This is a genomic window from Collinsella aerofaciens (assembly GCF_902501475.1).
GTDB lineage: Bacteria > Actinomycetota > Coriobacteriia > Coriobacteriales > Coriobacteriaceae > Collinsella > Collinsella aerofaciens_AL.
Genome location: NZ_CABWIF010000013.1, coordinates 1 through 16,191 on the forward strand (window position 1 = coordinate 1; position 16,191 = coordinate 16,191).

Annotated in this window: 11 protein-coding genes; 4 read left to right on the forward strand and 7 right to left on the reverse strand. The window is 63.3% G+C overall.

Features of this window, described 5'->3' with window-relative positions:
• Positions 1-238 precede the first annotated feature (238 nt).
• From nifJ to GDJ93_RS04075, 6 genes are all read right to left on the reverse strand, one after another.
• Positions 239-3,778 (reverse strand): pyruvate:ferredoxin (flavodoxin) oxidoreductase, encoded by a 3,540-nt coding sequence (nifJ, locus tag GDJ93_RS04050; RefSeq protein ID WP_138340895.1) that lies wholly within the window; start codon positions 3,776-3,778, stop codon positions 239-241.
• Between the two features lie 402 nt (positions 3,779-4,180).
• Entirely contained in the window at positions 4,181-5,119 is a 939-nt protein-coding gene (locus tag GDJ93_RS04055; RefSeq protein WP_152067835.1) for an FHA domain-containing protein, read from the reverse strand.
• Positions 5,120-5,122: 3 nt separating this feature from the next.
• Positions 5,123-6,967: a serine/threonine protein kinase gene (locus GDJ93_RS04060; RefSeq protein WP_152067836.1), complete on the reverse strand. Its 1,845-nt coding sequence runs from the start codon at positions 6,965-6,967 to the stop codon at positions 5,123-5,125.
• Positions 6,964-7,869, reverse strand: a complete 906-nt coding sequence (locus GDJ93_RS04065) for a hypothetical protein (protein WP_152067837.1) — start codon at positions 7,867-7,869, stop codon at positions 6,964-6,966. The genes GDJ93_RS04060 and GDJ93_RS04065 overlap by 4 nt, the downstream gene beginning before the upstream one ends.
• 245 nt (positions 7,870-8,114) lie before the next feature.
• On the reverse strand, positions 8,115-8,711 hold the full coding sequence (gene recR, locus GDJ93_RS04070; protein WP_006235173.1) for a recombination mediator RecR: 597 nt from the start codon (positions 8,709-8,711) through the stop codon (positions 8,115-8,117).
• A 13-nt stretch (positions 8,712-8,724) separates the two neighbouring features.
• Complete coding sequence (locus GDJ93_RS04075; protein WP_006235174.1) at positions 8,725-9,045, reverse strand: YbaB/EbfC family nucleoid-associated protein; 321 nt, start codon at positions 9,043-9,045, stop codon at positions 8,725-8,727.
• Between the two features lie 340 nt (positions 9,046-9,385).
• Between GDJ93_RS04075 and GDJ93_RS04080 the strand changes: the two genes are divergently transcribed.
• On the forward strand, positions 9,386-9,859 hold the full coding sequence (locus GDJ93_RS04080; RefSeq protein ID WP_152067838.1) for a hypothetical protein: 474 nt from the start codon (positions 9,386-9,388) through the stop codon (positions 9,857-9,859).
• Between the two features lie 21 nt (positions 9,860-9,880).
• On the opposite strand, the gene dnaX is transcribed toward GDJ93_RS04080, so the two are convergent.
• Positions 9,881-12,352: a DNA polymerase III subunit gamma/tau gene (dnaX, locus tag GDJ93_RS10200; RefSeq protein ID WP_193221442.1), complete on the reverse strand. Its 2,472-nt coding sequence runs from the start codon at positions 12,350-12,352 to the stop codon at positions 9,881-9,883.
• 115 nt (positions 12,353-12,467) lie between these two features.
• Between dnaX and GDJ93_RS09995 the strand changes: the two genes are divergently transcribed.
• From GDJ93_RS09995 to GDJ93_RS04100, 3 genes are all read left to right on the forward strand, one after another.
• Entirely contained in the window at positions 12,468-13,184 is a 717-nt protein-coding gene (locus GDJ93_RS09995) for a hypothetical protein (protein ID WP_193221443.1), read from the forward strand.
• 144 nt (positions 13,185-13,328) lie between these two features.
• Positions 13,329-15,182, forward strand: a complete 1,854-nt coding sequence (locus tag GDJ93_RS04095) for a serine/threonine-protein kinase (protein WP_152067841.1) — start codon at positions 13,329-13,331, stop codon at positions 15,180-15,182.
• Complete coding sequence (locus GDJ93_RS04100) at positions 15,179-16,189, forward strand: FhaA domain-containing protein (protein WP_070097545.1); 1,011 nt, start codon at positions 15,179-15,181, stop codon at positions 16,187-16,189. Before GDJ93_RS04095 ends, GDJ93_RS04100 begins: the two co-directional genes overlap by 4 nt.
• Positions 16,190-16,191 lie beyond the last annotated feature (2 nt).

Sequence of the window (16,191 nt, forward strand, 5' to 3'; positions counted from 1 at the left end):
CGGTGTCGCGCGGGACCGACAGCGCCTTCGCCGCCGACTCGGAGCCGTGGCCTCGCTCGAAGAGCCCGATCGCCGCCTTCCTGGCCACGATGTCGTGCTTCACCCTCAAGTCGACACGCATAAAAAGCCTCCCATTTCTCATGTCCAAGAAATGGGAGGCAGTTCAATGCGCAGCGGGGGTTCTTTCATGTCCGAGGACGTCCGCGAAGGTTAGCCCTCAGATCCTGCGGTGGGAGACCTAGGCCTCGTTGTACACCGTCTTGAGCTTCAGCAGATGCTGATAGCGGTCCATAGCGGCCTGCTCATTCTCCTTGAAGAGCTCCTCGGCGCGCTCGGGGAAGGAACGCGTCAGCGAAGCGTAACGGGCCTCGTTCATCAGGAACTCCTGATAGCCGCCCGCGGGCTCCTTGGAATCGAGCGAGAACTTCTTGCCGGCAGCAGCCTCGGGGTTGAAGCGGAAGAGGTTCCAGTAACCGCACTCGACAGCCTTCTTCATCTCGGCCTGGCAGTTCTGCATGCCACCCTTCTTGATGGAGTGCATCTCGCAGGGGCTGTAGCCGATGATGAGGGACGGGCCGTCGTAGGCCTCGGCCTCGTGGATGGCCTTGAGGGTCTGAGCCGGGTTGGCGCCCATGGCGACCTGCGCCACGTAGACGTAGCCGTAGCTCATGGCAATCTCGGCCAGGGACTTCTTCTTGGTCACCTTACCGGCAGCGGCGAACTGAGCGACCTGGCCCAGGTTCGAGGCCTTGGAGGCCTGACCGCCGGTGTTGGAGTAGACCTCGGTGTCGAAGACGAAGACGTTGACGTTGTGGCCGGAAGCCAGGACGTGGTCCAGGCCACCGAAGCCGATGTCGTAGGCCCAGCCGTCGCCGCCGAAGATCCAGAAGGACTTCTTGGTGAGGTAAGCCTTGTCGGCGAGAATCGCCTTGGAAGCGTCGCAGCCGCACTTCTCGAGCTCGGCAACGTAGGCAGCAGCAGCGGTCTTGGAGGCCTCGGCGTCGTTGACGGAGTCGATCCAAGCCTGGCCGGCGGCCTTGAGCTCATCGGACGGACCATCGGCAGCGATGATGTCCTGGGTAGCGGCGATCAGCTTCTTCTGGACGGCCTCGTAACCGACGGCCATGCCCAGACCGTGCTCGGCATTGTCCTCGAACAGGGAGTTGTTCCACGCCGGGCCGTGACCGTCCTTGTCCTTGCAGTAAGGAGCGGTGGCAGCGGGGTTGCCCCAAATGGAGGAGCAGCCGGTGGCGTTGGAAATGAACATGCGGTCGCCGGCGACCTGGGTCACCAGACGTGCATAGGCGGTCTCGGCGCAGCCGGCGCAGGAGCCGGAGAACTCCAGGTAGGGCTGCTTAAACTGGCTGCCCTTGACGTTGGCCGCGATGAGCTCCTTCTTCTCGGAGACGTTCTCGACCATGTAGTCCCAAACGGGCTGCTGGTCCATCTCCTGCTCGGTGGGAACCATCTCGAGGGCGCCCTTGGGGCAAACCTTGACGCAGTTGGTGCAGCCCATGCAGTCGAGCGGGGACACGGCCATGGTGAACTTCATGCCCTTGGCCTTGGGGCCCATGGCGTCAAGCGTGCGGGTAGCCTCGGGCGCGGCGGCAGCCTCGTCCTCGGTCATCGCGAACGGACGGATGGTGGCATGCGGACACACATAGGCGCACTGGTTGCACTGGATGCACTTGGTCTCGTCCCAGTGGGGAACGACCACGGCGACGCCGCGCTTCTCGTATGCGGAGGCGCCCAGCTCAAACTGGCCGTCGGCGCAATCGACGAAGGCGGAAACAGGCAGGCTGTCGCCGTCCATGCGATCGATGGGCTCGAGCAGGTTCTTGACCTGCTGGGCGATAGCGGACTTGGTCTCCTCGGAGAGCTCGACGGGAGCGGCATCCTCGGCGGTAGCCCAGTCGGCCGGAACCTCGAACTTACGGAAGGCGGTAGCGCCGGCATCGATGGCCTTGTGGTTGGCGTCGACGATAGCCTGGCCCTTCTTCATGTAGGACTTGGTAGCCGCGTCCTTCATGTACTGCAGGGCGTCCTCGGCGGGCAGGACCTTGGCCAGCGCGAAGAAGGCGGACTGGAGCACCGTGTTGGTGCGCTTGCCCATGCCGACCTTAGCGGCCAGGTCGATAGCGTCGATCAGGTAGACGTTGACGTTGTTGTTCGCGATGTAGCGCTTGGCCACGGCGGGCATGTGCTCGGCGAACTCCTCGTCGCTCCACTGGCAGTTGACCAGGAAGGTGCCGCCCGGCTTGACGTCGCGGACCATCTTGAAGCCCTTAACGATGTAGCTGGGGTTATGGCAGGCGACAAAGTCGGCCTTGGTCACGTAGTACGGCGAGCGAATCGGGGAATCACCGAAGCGCAGGTGCGAGACGGTGACGCCGCCGGTCTTCTTGGAGTCGTACTGGAAGTAGGCCTGGACGTACTTGTCGGTGTGGTCGCCGATGATCTTGATCGAGTTCTTGTTGGCGCCGACGGTACCGTCGCCACCCAGACCCCAGAACTTGCACTCGATGGTGCCGGGGGCTGCGGTGTTGGGCGCATCCTCGGCCTCGGGCAGGCTCAGGTTGGTCACGTCATCGACAATGCCGATGGTGAACTCGCGCTTGGGCTCGTCCTTCTTGAGCTCCTCGAAGACAGCGAACGCGGACGCGGGAGGCGTGTCCTTGCTGCCCAGGCCATAACGGCCGCCGACGACCTTGATGCCCGTCTTGCCGGCCTCGTAGAGAGCGGAGACGACGTCCTGGTAGAGCGGCTCGCCGATGGAACCCGGCTCCTTGGTACGGTCCATAACGGCGATCTTCTGGACGGTCTCGGGGAGAACGTCGACGAAGTGCTTGATGGAGAACGGACGGAACAGACGGACCTTGACCAGGCCGACCTTCTCGCCGTGGGCGTTGAGGTAGTCGATGACTTCCTCGAGCACGTCGCAGAAGGAGCCCATGCACACGACGACGCGGTCGGCATCGGGAGCGCCGTAGTAGTTGAACAGGCCGTAATCGGTGCCGAGCTTCTCGTTGATCTTCTTCATGTAGCCCTCGACGACGGCGGGAAGCTCGTCGTAGACCTTGTTGCAGGCCTCACGGTTCTGGAAGAAGATATCGCCGTTCTCGTGGCTGCCGCGGGTGTGCGGGTGCTCAGGGTTGAGCGCGTGGTCGCGGAAAGCCTGGACGGCGTCCATGTCGCACATCTCGGCCAGATCCTTGTAGTCCCACATGGCGACCTTCTGGATCTCGTGGCTGGTGCGGAAGCCGTCGAAGAAGTTAAGGAACGGGGTCTTACCCTCGATGGCGGCAAGGTGAGCCACCGGCGAGAGGTCCATGACCTCCTGGACGTTGCCCTCGGCGAGCATGGCGAAACCGGTCTGGCGGCAGGCCATGACGTCGGAGTGATCGCCAAAGATGTTCAGGGCGTGGGAAGCGACGCAACGCGCGGAGACGTGGAAGACGCCCGGGAGCTGCTCGCCCGCGATCTTGTACATGTTCGGGATCATCAGGAGCAGACCCTGAGAAGCCGTGTAGGTGGTGGTCAGAGCACCGGCGCCCAGCGAACCGTGAACGGTACCGGCTGCACCTGCCTCGGACTCCATCTCGACGACCTTGACCGGGGTGCCGAAGATATTCTTGCGACCCTGGGCCGCCCACTGGTCGACATGGTCGGCCATCGGGCTGGACGGCGTAATGGGATAGATTCCCGCTACCTCGGTGTACGCATACGAAACATATGCGGCCGCCTCGTTGCCGTCCATAGACTTAAACTTACGCGCCATATACCCCTCTCCTCTCATATAGGTATACAGGCCCCGGCGATCGCCGGGATGTTGGCGTGATGGGATTTTCGCTGTTGCTTCCAATCATCTGGCAGGCAGGCTCAGCAGCAGGTACATGGCGTGGAGAGAAGGCATGCCGAGGCGAGGAGGGCTGCACGCGCTCCACAAGCCCAGCTACCCGTCTTGCACATGACCGAGCGCCGCAAAGGCCGCATGCCGGATGCTCCCGGGCACGCCCCGGCGATGGGAAGCGCCCGCAACGGAAATCCGCATGCGGGTTTATTGTACCCCGCCGTCAAGTGTAATTTCGGCAAATATAGGCGGGCGGTAAAGGTTTACCTCGGGTGACTGCCGGGAGCAAAATGATCCCTTGGGGACGGAGGGGCCATTTGGCAGGACTGGCTAAAGGGCACCGAAGAGAATGGCGTAGGTAGTGGATTCGCCGAGCTTGAGCTCGTCGCCGGGATTGAGTTGGGCGGAACGGCCGGGTTCGACCTGAATGCAGACGCGCGTGGCCCCGTTTACCACCACGGTTCCGTTGGTGGACGACAAGTCCTCGACGGGCCAGATATTTTGAGCATCGCACCAGATATGGGCATGGCGGGCCGAGACATCGTCGCCGACGTCGGTAATATCGCCCTCGCCAGTGGCCAGCGCGCCAATCTCAACACCCTGCTCACTCGGCTGAATCCAGCGCGGGGCGCTCACGACAAAACTGTTTTGTACGCGCAGCAAGCCCAAGGGGTGCGCCGGGGCGGGTTCGCGTTCGCCCGCGGTCATCGACATGCCAAGCGAACGCGGCGTGGATGTGCCTCCGCCACAGGTCGCGTGCGCGTAGTCGATGGCATAGTTCATCGAGGACCGCACATCCGCCGAACAACCGACGGCGACAAACAGCACCAGCACGGCCTCGGCGCGCTCGGCGGGCATGAGTTCCGCCGCCTGGGACAGGCGATCGAGCGCGTTGCGATAGAGATTCGTGTCCTGGTGGCACTCTTCGAGCGCGCGTACCATCGGTTCACCTGCAGGACCGCACACCATATTGATCACAGCCGTGGAGTCCATGGGATTGCGCTGGCGCAGGGCCAGTTGCGACATAATACGCGCAGCCGAGGTACCGTATTCGGCAAAGTAGCGATGCTGAAGCGTGCCGACCGGCGCGCGAACGATAAAGCGGGAAACCCAAGAGCGATCGGCGGCTCGGCTCTGTGGGCTGCGGCCGTCGGCGAGCGGACGGGACGAAAGCACCAAGCCGCACAGCTCGATATGGCTCAGATGCGCCGCGCGCTTAAAGATGTCAAACATGGCCCCGCATGGGGTGAGCTCAACTTGAGATGCCATGACCTAGGCCTCCTTAGTCGTAGAAATAGAATCGGACGATACTTCGACAGGTCCGCCAAAAGTACGGGCAGCTGCGGCTCCACCGGCAAGCGGAGTCGCCATCTGGGCTTTTGTGCGTCGTGGTGCCGAAACGGGAAGTTCAAAGGCAAAGCCCATCGCAAGCAAAAACCACGTAAGCGTATAGGTTGCAACCAGAGCGGCAACAAGGCCGCCCATCACGGCGCGTTGGGAAAATACGCTACATGCAGCCACAACCAGCACCGGAACCTCGCAGGCAGAAAGCGCAAGCACACCCTGCAGGAAGCCCGAGCGCCGATCGCGCGCAAGCGCCCCCGCGGCAACGCCGGCTATGCCTGGCAGCGCCAACGCCAGTGCGGCAATAATACCCGGTAGCGACCCAGACCACACGAGCGATCCCAAAGTCGCCGTCACGCGAGCGCCCGACGCCAGCAGCGCGGCCGAAACCACGATCACAGCCCAAACCACGCCACAGACGACCGTCGCGCCGACCATCAGCGCGCGACGAACCGCGCGGCCAGACGCATCCATGGGGCACGGCGTGAGCGGCTCGCCGCGGAGCGAACGGCCGACATTTTGCGCATAGTGGTCACAAAACGCTGAGAGCGCCGCCTCGACCGCCGCCGGCTCGGGACGATCTTTTTGATGGCTGGACAGACAGGCCATCACCACGTCGAACAGCTGGGCATCGACAAACGCCAGCGCATCGCGTAGCTCTTCGGAATCCGGCTCAAGCCCTAGCTGCTGGGCCTGCTCGGCCGCGGCGAGCGCCACATCGGGCTCACGACGAAGCAGCTGAGTCAAATCACAACCGGGCGCATGGGCACCAATGGGATAGTCGGGCCGCGTGTCCATCTTGAGACGGTAGGGGCTCGCGATGTCGCGCGTCTTTTTGCGCGAACCCGAGGCGCCCGAAGTGCTCGGCGCGGCTTCGTATGGCGCGACGCCGGCAATGAGCTCGTAAACCGTGCTTGCCGCGGCATAGACGTCAATCGCCGGCGACATACGTAAAGCGCTCAGGTCGGGAATATCGTCGGTGAGCATCTCGGGCGGGGCATAGGCAACCGTCGCGCGACGCAGCGTGGCATAGCGCTCGGTAAAGGATGCCTTGCCGCCGGTACCGGCCACGGCCGACGCAGGCTCAAGCGCCAGCGACGAGCCAAAGTCGATCAGGCACAGGTCAAAGGTGCCCTCGGCAAGCTGCCGGTCAAGCGGTAGACGCGCCGTGCGCACCATAATATTAGCGGGCGAGATATCGCGATGGACAAAGCCCTCGCCCACCAGGCTCATACGGCAGAGCAGATCGAACAGGTCGCGACCCAGACGCGCCGCCACAAGCGGCGACAGGCGTCCGGCATCGTCCACGGCAAGTCGCGAACGCAAGCGGGCAAGCGTCTCGCCCTCGACCCATTCCATGACAATTGCAGGCACACCGTCGACCTCGCCCCAGCCATAGAGGCGGGGAAAGCCCTTAAGGCCCGAAAGGGCGCGATGGCATTCGTATTCCTCGCGAAACGCCGCCTTGAACTTGGCGACCAGCGCCTCGTGAGCGGCATCGTCGTCAAACTCATCGCGCGTCGGCAAGATGAGCTGTTTGAGTGCCACGGCCTCGCCTTGGGCGTTGACGGCACGCGTCACGCGGCCGATACCGCCACGGCGCATGGTGGCATCGTCGGCAAACAGCATCGTAAAACGACGCAGATAGGCAGGCAGTTCGTCCTGGCCGAGCGCAATGGCCGGCTCAAACCCGTCGACACGCGCCAGGCGCAGACCGACCATGGGATCGCGACCGAGCGATTGTGGTGTGGTGGATGCAAGATCGGTCATCATAGGGCAAGCGCCGCCACGTTATTGTTGAAGTTACCGAGCGCGACGTCATCATCGCCGTAATGGCCGACCCATTGACATAGGTTGGTGTAACAGCCCCACAGATTGGCATACTGCTGATACCACTTAGATTCGGTCGAGAACCTTTGTCGACCGAACTCAGCACGGATGGCAAACATGTCATTCGCCAGGCTGTCGCACGGTCTGGGATCTCCCGTAGAGTTATAGGTCGAGACCACGTCATTGGCACGAGAAACATAGCCGTCGAGCATGTTGTACTTGGTCACAAGCCAACTGTGAATGCTCTCTTCTTCAGCAGCGGAAAGGCCACCGGAGTTTGTATCGTTGTCAGTGTTGCCGCCCGTCGAGCCGCCGTTTCCAGACCCTCCGGTAGAGGAACCCGACCCAGAGCCGCCGCCCGAACTCGATGAATCCGAGCCGGAGCCAGAAGTATCCGAGCTACCGGGCTTTCCGGACTGCTGGGCGTCCTGCTCCTTCTGCTGCTCGACCTTATTCACCGTTGCCGCCACGCTATTGTTGGACAACCGATCGATGATCTTGGTGTTGGTGAGCACGATGGTTTTGCCATTGGCAAGCGTGACTTCGTTGTCCGGGGCCTCGGCGCCGTCCGCATCGTCAGTGCCAAACACAATATGCGCGACCACACTTGCCCAAGCATATCCAGTCGTGGTACCCAGATCACTTTTGACCTCATGCCCCACGCGCGGTTCGCGTGCGGCATGCGCCTGCATCATGGACGGCACGGTCATGCCATAGGCAGAAACGCCAGCTATGACCAGCACCAGCGAGCACGATAGCAGTGCGTACGCCCGCGGCGCCAAGCCCAGTCGGCGTCGCATGCGCACCGCGGCGCCGCGCTTTGTCTGAGTGCCACCGGGCCGCATGCGTTCTCCTCCAAGAAAAACACGCCGCTCAGAAGCGGCGCATTCATTCAAATCCATATTTGAGTGTATCAGCGAACCCAAAAGGTTGCGCAACGAATGGGCAAATTAAGGATGCGAGCGGAAGCATCCATGCGATAAGCGGATACGAAGCATCTTTGTTGCACAACAAACTCACAGTCGCACGGGGAAATTATGACCACCCCGTGAGTCGCGAGGAAAACATACAGCAGGAGCAGGCTCGCCACCTAAATCGCGCGACGGGCCTCTATGGCGCGGCCAAGCGTAAGCTCGTCGGCATACTCCAAGTCGCCGCCCACGGGAAGGCCGCTTGCCAGACGCGACACCTCGACGCCCAACGGCTTGATGGTACGGGCCAGATAGCTCGCCGTGGTCTCGCCCTCAATATTGGGGTTGGTGGCGATGATGACCTCGTGGATGTCCTCGTGGCCCAGACGCGCCAGCAGCTCGCGGATGTGCAGCTGCTCAGGGCCAATCTTGTCCATGGGGCTGATCACGCCGCCCAGCACATGGTACAGGCCGTGGTAGCTGCCCGTGCGCTCGATCGCCTGGACGTCGCGCGGCTCGCCCACCACGCAAATACGAGTGGTATCGCGCATCGGGTCCTGGCAGATGGAGCACTCGTCGGCCGTGGCGTAGTTAAAGCAACGGCTGCAAAAGTGGACCTCCTGCTTGACCTCCAGGATGGCCTCGGCCAGGCGGCGGGCCTCCTCGGCATCGGCCTCGAGCAGGTAATAGGCGATGCGCTGGGCCGACTTGGGACCAATGCCCGGCAGACGACCCAGTTCATCGAGCAGTTTTTGCAGACTGTGATTCGCACTCATATATATGCGTGTCTTAGAACGGCATGCCCGGGATGTTGAGGCCGCCGGTGATGGCGCCCATCTGCTTGTTGGCGAGCTCGTTGACGCCGCGGACGGCCTCGTTGACGGCAGCCATGATCATATCCTGCAGCATATCGACGTCCTCGGGATCGAGGGCATCAGGGTCGATGGTGAGGTTGACGAGCTCCATCTCGCCGTTGACGGTCACCTTGACCATACCGCCGCCGGCAGAGGCGTCGACGGTCTGGGACTTGAGGTTCTCCTGCGCGGCGGCAAGCTGCTCCTGCATCTTGCGAGCCTGCTTCATCATCTGCTGCATGTTCATACCGGCCATGATGGCTCCTTTACGTGCGGCCGCACGCCGAGCTGCAAGGGCAGCCGGAGCACGGCGGGACTTTCAAACTCAAAAATCGTACCACGGCGCGAGGCCAGCGAACGGGGCGGACACGCTACCTCAGTCGATATACATGTCCTGGAGTGCAAGCCGCACCCAAAAATTATGCGAAGTTGAATAATTCGCATCTGCATAATATTTAAAGCTAAATCTTGTAGAGCCGGAATCCGACATTTAATGCGTACCACTAAATGGCTAAATGCCGAGCCACTACTCGAGGCGGCGCTCATGACGGCGAGGTATAATTTGATTGCCATAGATAGCAATTTGGAGGTGCCCCATGAATGCCCCCGACGTGCTCCAAAACATCCGCTCAAAACACCCCGTTGCATATTTGGTTCTCTATCTCTTTGTCGGCTGGGCATTGCTGGTTGTCATCACCCATGCCATAGCCTTTGGAGCAGAACTGCTGATAGCCAGCTCGGACCAGCCCATCGTCAAATGGGAAGCGACCGATGAGTGCACCGACGGAACTCGAACCATTTACTACAACAGCCCGTCCCTCTACCAAGAGTTCAAGGTCAAGATAAAGGACTCCAAGATTGTCGATGCCGAACTAGGCTCTTTATCGACAATCGGAGCAACCGTCAACGCCGAGCAAGTCGAGCACACGGACAGCCATGCGACATATCGTATCGACCTCAGCATCCTAGGCCGACCGTCACGTACCTGTCTGCTCGAATGCGAGATACACGGCACCGCGTTGCACATGTCCGAAATACAGATGCGCCCGGGCAAAGAGATCTCTTCTTGAGCAGCATACCCGCCCGCACGGTTACTCCACCGGTTTGAAGATGGTGGCCTGGCCGAAGACGCTGCGGATGAGGGCCTTGGCCTCATCCTCGGTCTGCGGGATGCTCGGGGCTGCGCCCTGGTGGCCGAAGGGACTGCCGGCGCCGGGGTTGGACTCCCAAGGGGCAGCGGGGGCGTCCTCCTCTTTGGGGGCAGTTGCAGCGGGCTTGGGCGCGGACGCCGCACCCGGCACGTCGAACGGGGGTAGATCGTCCCCGCCGGCATCGGCAGCAAAACCGCCGACCATGGTGTCGTCGTAGGGCACCTGCTCGGATTCCCACGGCGCAGACAGCTCGGCGGGCTGAGCCTTGGGAGCGGACGCGCGCTCGGGCGCTCGGGGCGCGGGCTCGGTCGGGAGCTTGCCCGTGGCGGGAGCGCCGGCAGGATTGTCGGAGCGCAGCCAGGGGGCCTTAGCCAGGTCGGATGACTTGGGCGCGGGCGCGGCAGCGGGCTTGGGCGCGGGGATCGGAGCAGCCGGTTTGGGCACAGCGGGTTCAGGCGCCGATGGGGTCGGTGCCGCTACCGGCGCCGCTTTTGGCTGCGTCGCGCTGGCGCTCGAGGATGCAGGGGCCGCCGAGGACACGGGTTGCGGGTCCGCAGATGCCGCAGCCCGTGCAGATGGAGAATGCTCCTCATGTTGAGGAGCCGGCGTGCCACCTCCATCCAGGACGTAGTCGACGGTGCGACGACCGAAGACCGCGCAGACCGTCGGCAGGACCACCGACTGCGTGTCGGCGCGTCCGAGCATCTTGATGGCAAAGGTCGAGCCCGCAGGGAACGAGACGGTGAGCTTGGAGCCGTCGTCGGCCGTGGCGCGGGCGTTGAGCAACAGACCTGCATAGGAAGCCTGACGAGCCTTGACGCGCTCGACGACCTCGGCCCATTTGCGCTGGAGCTCGCCGGGATCCTCGACCGCGGGGGTCTCGGCGGCGCCGGCGGCAGCAACCTGAGCGGCAGTATTGGGCTTGGACACCGGCACGGTCGATGCAGCAGGCACGGGAGCCGGAGCCGTAACGGGTTGAGGTGCAGGCGTTACAGGTTTGGGCGCCGGCGCAGGAGCCGCGGACTTGGGCGCAGGCTGGGCAACCGGAACAGCAGCGCCGCGGTCCCATGGCATGCCACCCTGATGCGCGGACGTAGCAGCGGGGGCGACGGTCGCCGCAGGAGTAGCAGCTCGGGCACCCGAAATCAGCGTCGGTTGCTGTGTCGTCGCAGGTGCAGCCGAGACAGTTGCAGGCGCAGCACCTGCAGCAGCCACGCTCGCCGGCACCGCGGCGTTGGCGACCATGGCCTCTAGGCGCGCCACGCGCTCGGCCAGGGCCTCAATCGTCAAATCGGCCTCGGGACGTGCCAGGCGCGTGCAAGCGATCTCGAGCACCAGGCGCACGTCGCTCGCGCCCCTCATCTCCAGCGCGGCATCATCGAGCACCGTCAGCACGCGGGCCAGACGGTCGGCCGGATGCTCGCCAAAGGCAGCAGCCTCGGCAGCAAGCGCCTCGGCCTGCTCGGCCCCGCCCTCAAACAGCTCGGCACGGGCACCGGCAACGCAGGCCACATACACGTCGCGCACGTGCGCCACCAGGTCGCGCGTCAGCTCCAGCAGGTCGTTTCCTTCCTCGACCTGCGCACGAATCAGTCCATAGAGCTCGGCAACATCGCGATCGGCAATGGCGCGGGAAAACTCGCCCAAAATCTGGTCCGAAACCTCACCTAAAAGCGAGCGGGCGTCGTCCGCATGCACAGAACCGTTGCCAAAGACGCTCAGCTGCTCCAGCGTGGACAACGCGTCGCGCATGCCGCCCTTGGCATGGCGCGCCACGATAGCCAGCGCCTCATCGTCGTAATCGAAGCCCTCCTGCTCGCACACGTATGCCAGGCGATGCTCGATATCCTCGTTGCCGATGCGATGGAAATCGAAACGCTGGCAGCGCGAGAGGATGGTCTCCAGAATCTTTTGCGGGTCGGTGGTGCACAGCACAAAGATCACGTGTGCCGGCGGCTCCTCAAGAGTCTTGAGCAGCGCGTTGAACGCCGCCGTCGTGAGCATGTGGACCTCGTCGATGATATAGATCTTGTACTTGCCGCGCACCGGGGCAAAGTTGACGGAGTTGATGATCTCCTCGCGCACATTGTCCACGCCCGTGCGGCTTGCGGCATCGAGCTCGTAGACATCCGGGTGGTTGCCCTCGGCGATGAGCTCGCACTCCTCGCAAGTACCGTCGGGCATGCAGCCGCTTGCACCCTCGGCGCGCGCTGCCTCGGCATTACGGCACAGCAGCGCCTTGGCCAGAATGCGCGCCATGGTGGTCTTGCCCGTGCCGCGCGGTCCGCAGAACAGGTACGCGTGGGACAGGCGTCCCTCGGTGATGGCGTGCTCGAGCGTCGAGACGATATGCTGCTGGCCCACCACGGAGTCGAAGGTGAGCGGGCGATACTTTCGGTACAACGATTCCATGGGTGCTCCCCCGGGTATACTGAGACTTGTTGCCGCGACGGCCATGCGGTCGCACGGCATACTGCATTCATAATAACCCGTACGGCGAGCCCGCCGCGATAGGAGTCTAAAGAGCATGGCAGACGCAGAGAGCAACCTCGTTCCCTCCGAAGCAGCCGACCAGGTCGAGGTCACGCTCGAAGAGCAGGCCGCGGCCGATGACGGCATCCTGTACCTCAACGAGTACCAGTACGAAAACGACCTGGTCACCGACTTTGCGCGCCTGGTCGCCTCGCCCAGGCGCCGTGGCTCGCTGTATGTCGCCGCGGCAATTGCCGCGCTCATCGGCATCGGCATGCTGCTGGCCGGCGGCAGCTGGATCAAGTTCGGCGTCGTGCTGATCGTGTTCGGCGCCTTTTTGGCCTGGTGGAGCAAGAACCTGCACCACACGCTCGCCCGCGACTTTATCGACGCCGTCGAGGCCGACGAGTCCATGGGTGGCCGCTATCGCCGCGTCGCCGCCAACGAGGACGGCCTGATGGTTTGGGGCAAGAGCGGCAAGTCGCAGTTCTTCCCGTTTGACAAGCTCGACCACGTACTCGACGGCGAGCGCATCTTTGTGGCCATGTTCGCCGACCAGGGCGTGACGATCCCTAAGGACACCTTTATTCGCGGCGATGCCGAGCAGTTCGGCACCTTCCTTAAGGCGCGCATCAACAAAAAACTCCGCATCGAGACCAAGCGCAAGAAGATGAAGGCAGAAAAGGCCGCTGCCGAAGCCAAACAGGGCGACAAGCCCCAGGAGACCAAGGGCAAGCAGCGCAAGCAGAAGAAGAACAAGAAGAAGCGCTAAGGCCAAGACAGACAGGCAGCCTCGCATCCCGTTATCCTCGCCATCCGCCCGAGCGTGCTACACTAGCAGCATCTATGCCACCGCGAATGGCTCGGCCCCGCGCCCGCCGCTCGCAAACGAACTTTAAACGCACGAGGGTTGGCCATGCCGCTTTTCCCGCAACATACCGCCCGGTTCTCGCCGGACGTTCCTTTGGAGGGCACCAGCTCTCGCGAGCTGCTCAAGCGGTACCAGCCGCTCGAGACACTTGCGACCGGCGGTTTTGGCTCCATCGAGATCTGCCGCGACACGCACCTGCGCCGCCGCGTCGCCATTAAGCGCATCCCCCTTATCAACGGTGCCGGCATGCCCGCCAGCGACATCATGGATGTCCTGCGCGAGGCGCACACCGCCGCCATGCTTCAACATCCCAATATCGTGCAGGTCATCGACTTTACGCACGACACAGCCTATGCCTACCTGGTTATGGAATATGTCGATGGCATGTCGCTGGCCGAGTTTTTGCACCGCGTGGACGGCCACTCACTTACCCTTGACGAGGCCGCAGCCATTGCCGATGCCCTGGGCCAGGCGCTCACCTTCGCCCATAGTAATGGCGTACTCCACCTGGACATTAAGCCCGCCAACGTGCTCATCGACCACTCGGGCAATGTAAAGCTCACCGACTTTGGCATGGCGCGACTGTCGTCCGCCGGTGGCTTTGGCGGCTCGCGAGGCGGCACCATCGGCTACATGCCGCCCGAGCAGCTCGATATCGAGACCGGCACGGTCGATGAGCGCGCCGATGTCTTTGCCCTCGCCTGTGTGATCTACGAGGGCCTGTGCGGCAGCGCTCCCTTTATGGCGGCCACGCCCGCCGACTCGCTCGACCGCATCATCGGCGGCGCCACCTATCCCAGCGAGCTGATACCACACTTTCCCCCGGGAGCCGAGGCCGCGCTCATGAGCGCGCTCTCCCCCATGCCGCAGGACCGCCCCAACAGCATCGAGGCATTTTGCGACCAGCTCCTTGCCGGTCTGGGCAGCGTGCGCGAAGGCCGTCGCAGCCTGGAGCAAATGGTTGGCGAGCTTTCGGATGACGAGCAGGAGCTCGACGATATCGAGCCGTCGCACTACGAGGACAACGCCATCGAGGTCGACCCCGCACTCGGCTGGGCGGGCACGCGCTGGAGCCATGCGCGCGACTACACCATGCGCGCTATCTCGGCGCTAACGTGCGGCACCTTTAGCTTTTTGCTGATGCAAACGGCCGGGGTCGCGGCGCTTCCCGGCCTGGTCATTGCGGCCATCGCGATCGGCGCGGCGGCTGGCCTGGCCCCCCAGATCGGCTCGGCCATCTCGGCTGTGGGCTTTTTGGTGCTCATGGCCAACGCCACCATGCAGGCGCAGGGCATCCTGTCGATGTTGCCGGTCGCGGTGATCTTTGCCGCTGCCATGTCCGGTTGGTGGATCGCCTGGGGTCGCACCGAGGCTGCCGCGAGCGCCGCGCTCACCTGTGCGCTCGCGCTTGGCTGTCTGACCGGCAATACCTTCCTGGCAGCTGGGGTCGCCGCCGGCGTCGCGTCATTTTGGCTCGGCCCGGCAAACGCCGCCGCGGCAACGGGCATGGGCGCGCTTTTTGCCCGTCTGGCCACGGTCGCGCTTTCAGCCGGAGGCGTGCTGGGGCTCGGTAACGTTGCCGCAGCGCTGGGAGACCCGCTCCTTTGGGCTGCCTTTGTACTGGTCGCGGCAACTGCCGCGGCGTCATCTGCGCTGCTCAATGTCCATGCCAAGCGTGCCAATCAGGGCTCAAACCTTGCCGCAATCGCCGCCATCGCTGTCACCGGCATCGGCTGCGCAGCGGCGTCCTGTCTTGCACACCATATGGAAATTGCCAGCCTTGCAGCCGCGGTCATCGCCAAGGCGGCGGTTGCGGGAATCCTATCCTCTATAATCGTTGGGATATGCCTATATTTGCTCGGATACCAAAGAACCTATACGGAGAGTGATCTTTCGTGAACTTCCTGAACATCTTCGAGGACCACGTGGCCGGCATCTTCGGTGCCACCCGTGCCCCGTTCTCCTTTAAGAAGCTTGCCAAGCAGGCCGCTCGCGACATGGAGGATCAGACTCTGGTGATTAACGGCGTCAACACGGCGCCGGCACTCTATACCATCCTTATCGCCGCCGACGACGATCCCATGCTCGCCCCGTTCTACCCCGAGCTTTCGCGCGAGGTCCGCGAGTTCGTGAAGGCGCAGGCCGAAAAGCGCCGCTATGTCTTTGTCGGCGAGCCCCTCGTGCGCTTTATGATCGATCCGCAGCTGCGCGCCGGCAAGTTCTCGGTCTTTGCCGAGAACGTCGATGCCCCCACGCTCGGCCGCCTGTACGAAGAAGAGCGCGCCTATCAGAACGGCCTGGGCCAGAACAACTCCGCGGCAAGCCGTGCCGCCAGCGCCCCGCGCGCCGGCCAGCAGCAGTTTGCTGCCCCGCAGCAGCAGCGCCCCGCCGCCATGCCCCAGCAGCAGCCGACGCCTCGCGCCGCCGCTCCCGACCCGCTTGCCGTGGCAGACCCCTTCGCGCCTAGCGTCCCCGACCCCGCCGCTCCTATCCCGGTGCCGCAGACCGTCTCGCGCGACGCGCTTGCCGGCATGGGCGGAGCCGCCGCGACCGGTGCCGCCGTGGGCCTAGGCGCTGCAGCCGGCATCGCCTCCAACATGGCGAGCACTCGCGCCCCGCAGCGCCCGCTCGCCCAGCTCGTCGACGTCGTGAGCGGCGAGAGCCATAGCATCACCTCCGCACAGGTGACCATCGGTCGCGAGCGCTCAGTTTCCGACATTGCCCTGCGCGACCCCAACGTGTCGCGCCGCCACGCCCAGCTCACCTTTACGGGCTCGGATTGGTCGATCGAGGACCTCAATTCCACCAACGGCACGCTCGTCAACAACCGCCGCATTACGCGCTGCCCGCTGCGCAACGGCGATCTGCTGACGTTTGGCCTGAGTACCTTTGAATTTAGGGGATAGTC

Bases quoted from the DNA above. Each gene is read 5' to 3' on its own strand.
- nifJ (WP_138340895.1), bottom strand. From the start codon at position 3,778: ATGGCGCGTAAGTTTAAGTCTATGGACGGCAACGAGGCGGCCGCATAT.
- recR (WP_006235173.1), bottom strand. From the start codon at position 8,711: ATGAGTGCGAATCACAGTCTGCAAAAACTGCTCGATGAACTGGGTCGT.
- GDJ93_RS04060 (WP_152067836.1), bottom strand. From the start codon at position 6,967: ATGATGACCGATCTTGCATCCACCACACCACAATCGCTCGGTCGCGAT.
- GDJ93_RS04065 (WP_152067837.1), bottom strand. From the start codon at position 7,869: ATGCGGCCCGGTGGCACTCAGACAAAGCGCGGCGCCGCGGTGCGCATG.
- GDJ93_RS04080 (WP_152067838.1), top strand. From the start codon at position 9,386: ATGAATGCCCCCGACGTGCTCCAAAACATCCGCTCAAAACACCCCGTT.
- GDJ93_RS04075 (WP_006235174.1), bottom strand. From the start codon at position 9,045: ATGGCCGGTATGAACATGCAGCAGATGATGAAGCAGGCTCGCAAGATG.
- GDJ93_RS04095 (WP_152067841.1), top strand. From the start codon at position 13,329: ATGCCGCTTTTCCCGCAACATACCGCCCGGTTCTCGCCGGACGTTCCT.
- dnaX (WP_193221442.1), bottom strand. From the start codon at position 12,352: ATGGAATCGTTGTACCGAAAGTATCGCCCGCTCACCTTCGACTCCGTG.
- GDJ93_RS04055 (WP_152067835.1), bottom strand. From the start codon at position 5,119: ATGGCATCTCAAGTTGAGCTCACCCCATGCGGGGCCATGTTTGACATC.
- GDJ93_RS09995 (WP_193221443.1), top strand. From the start codon at position 12,468: ATGGCAGACGCAGAGAGCAACCTCGTTCCCTCCGAAGCAGCCGACCAG.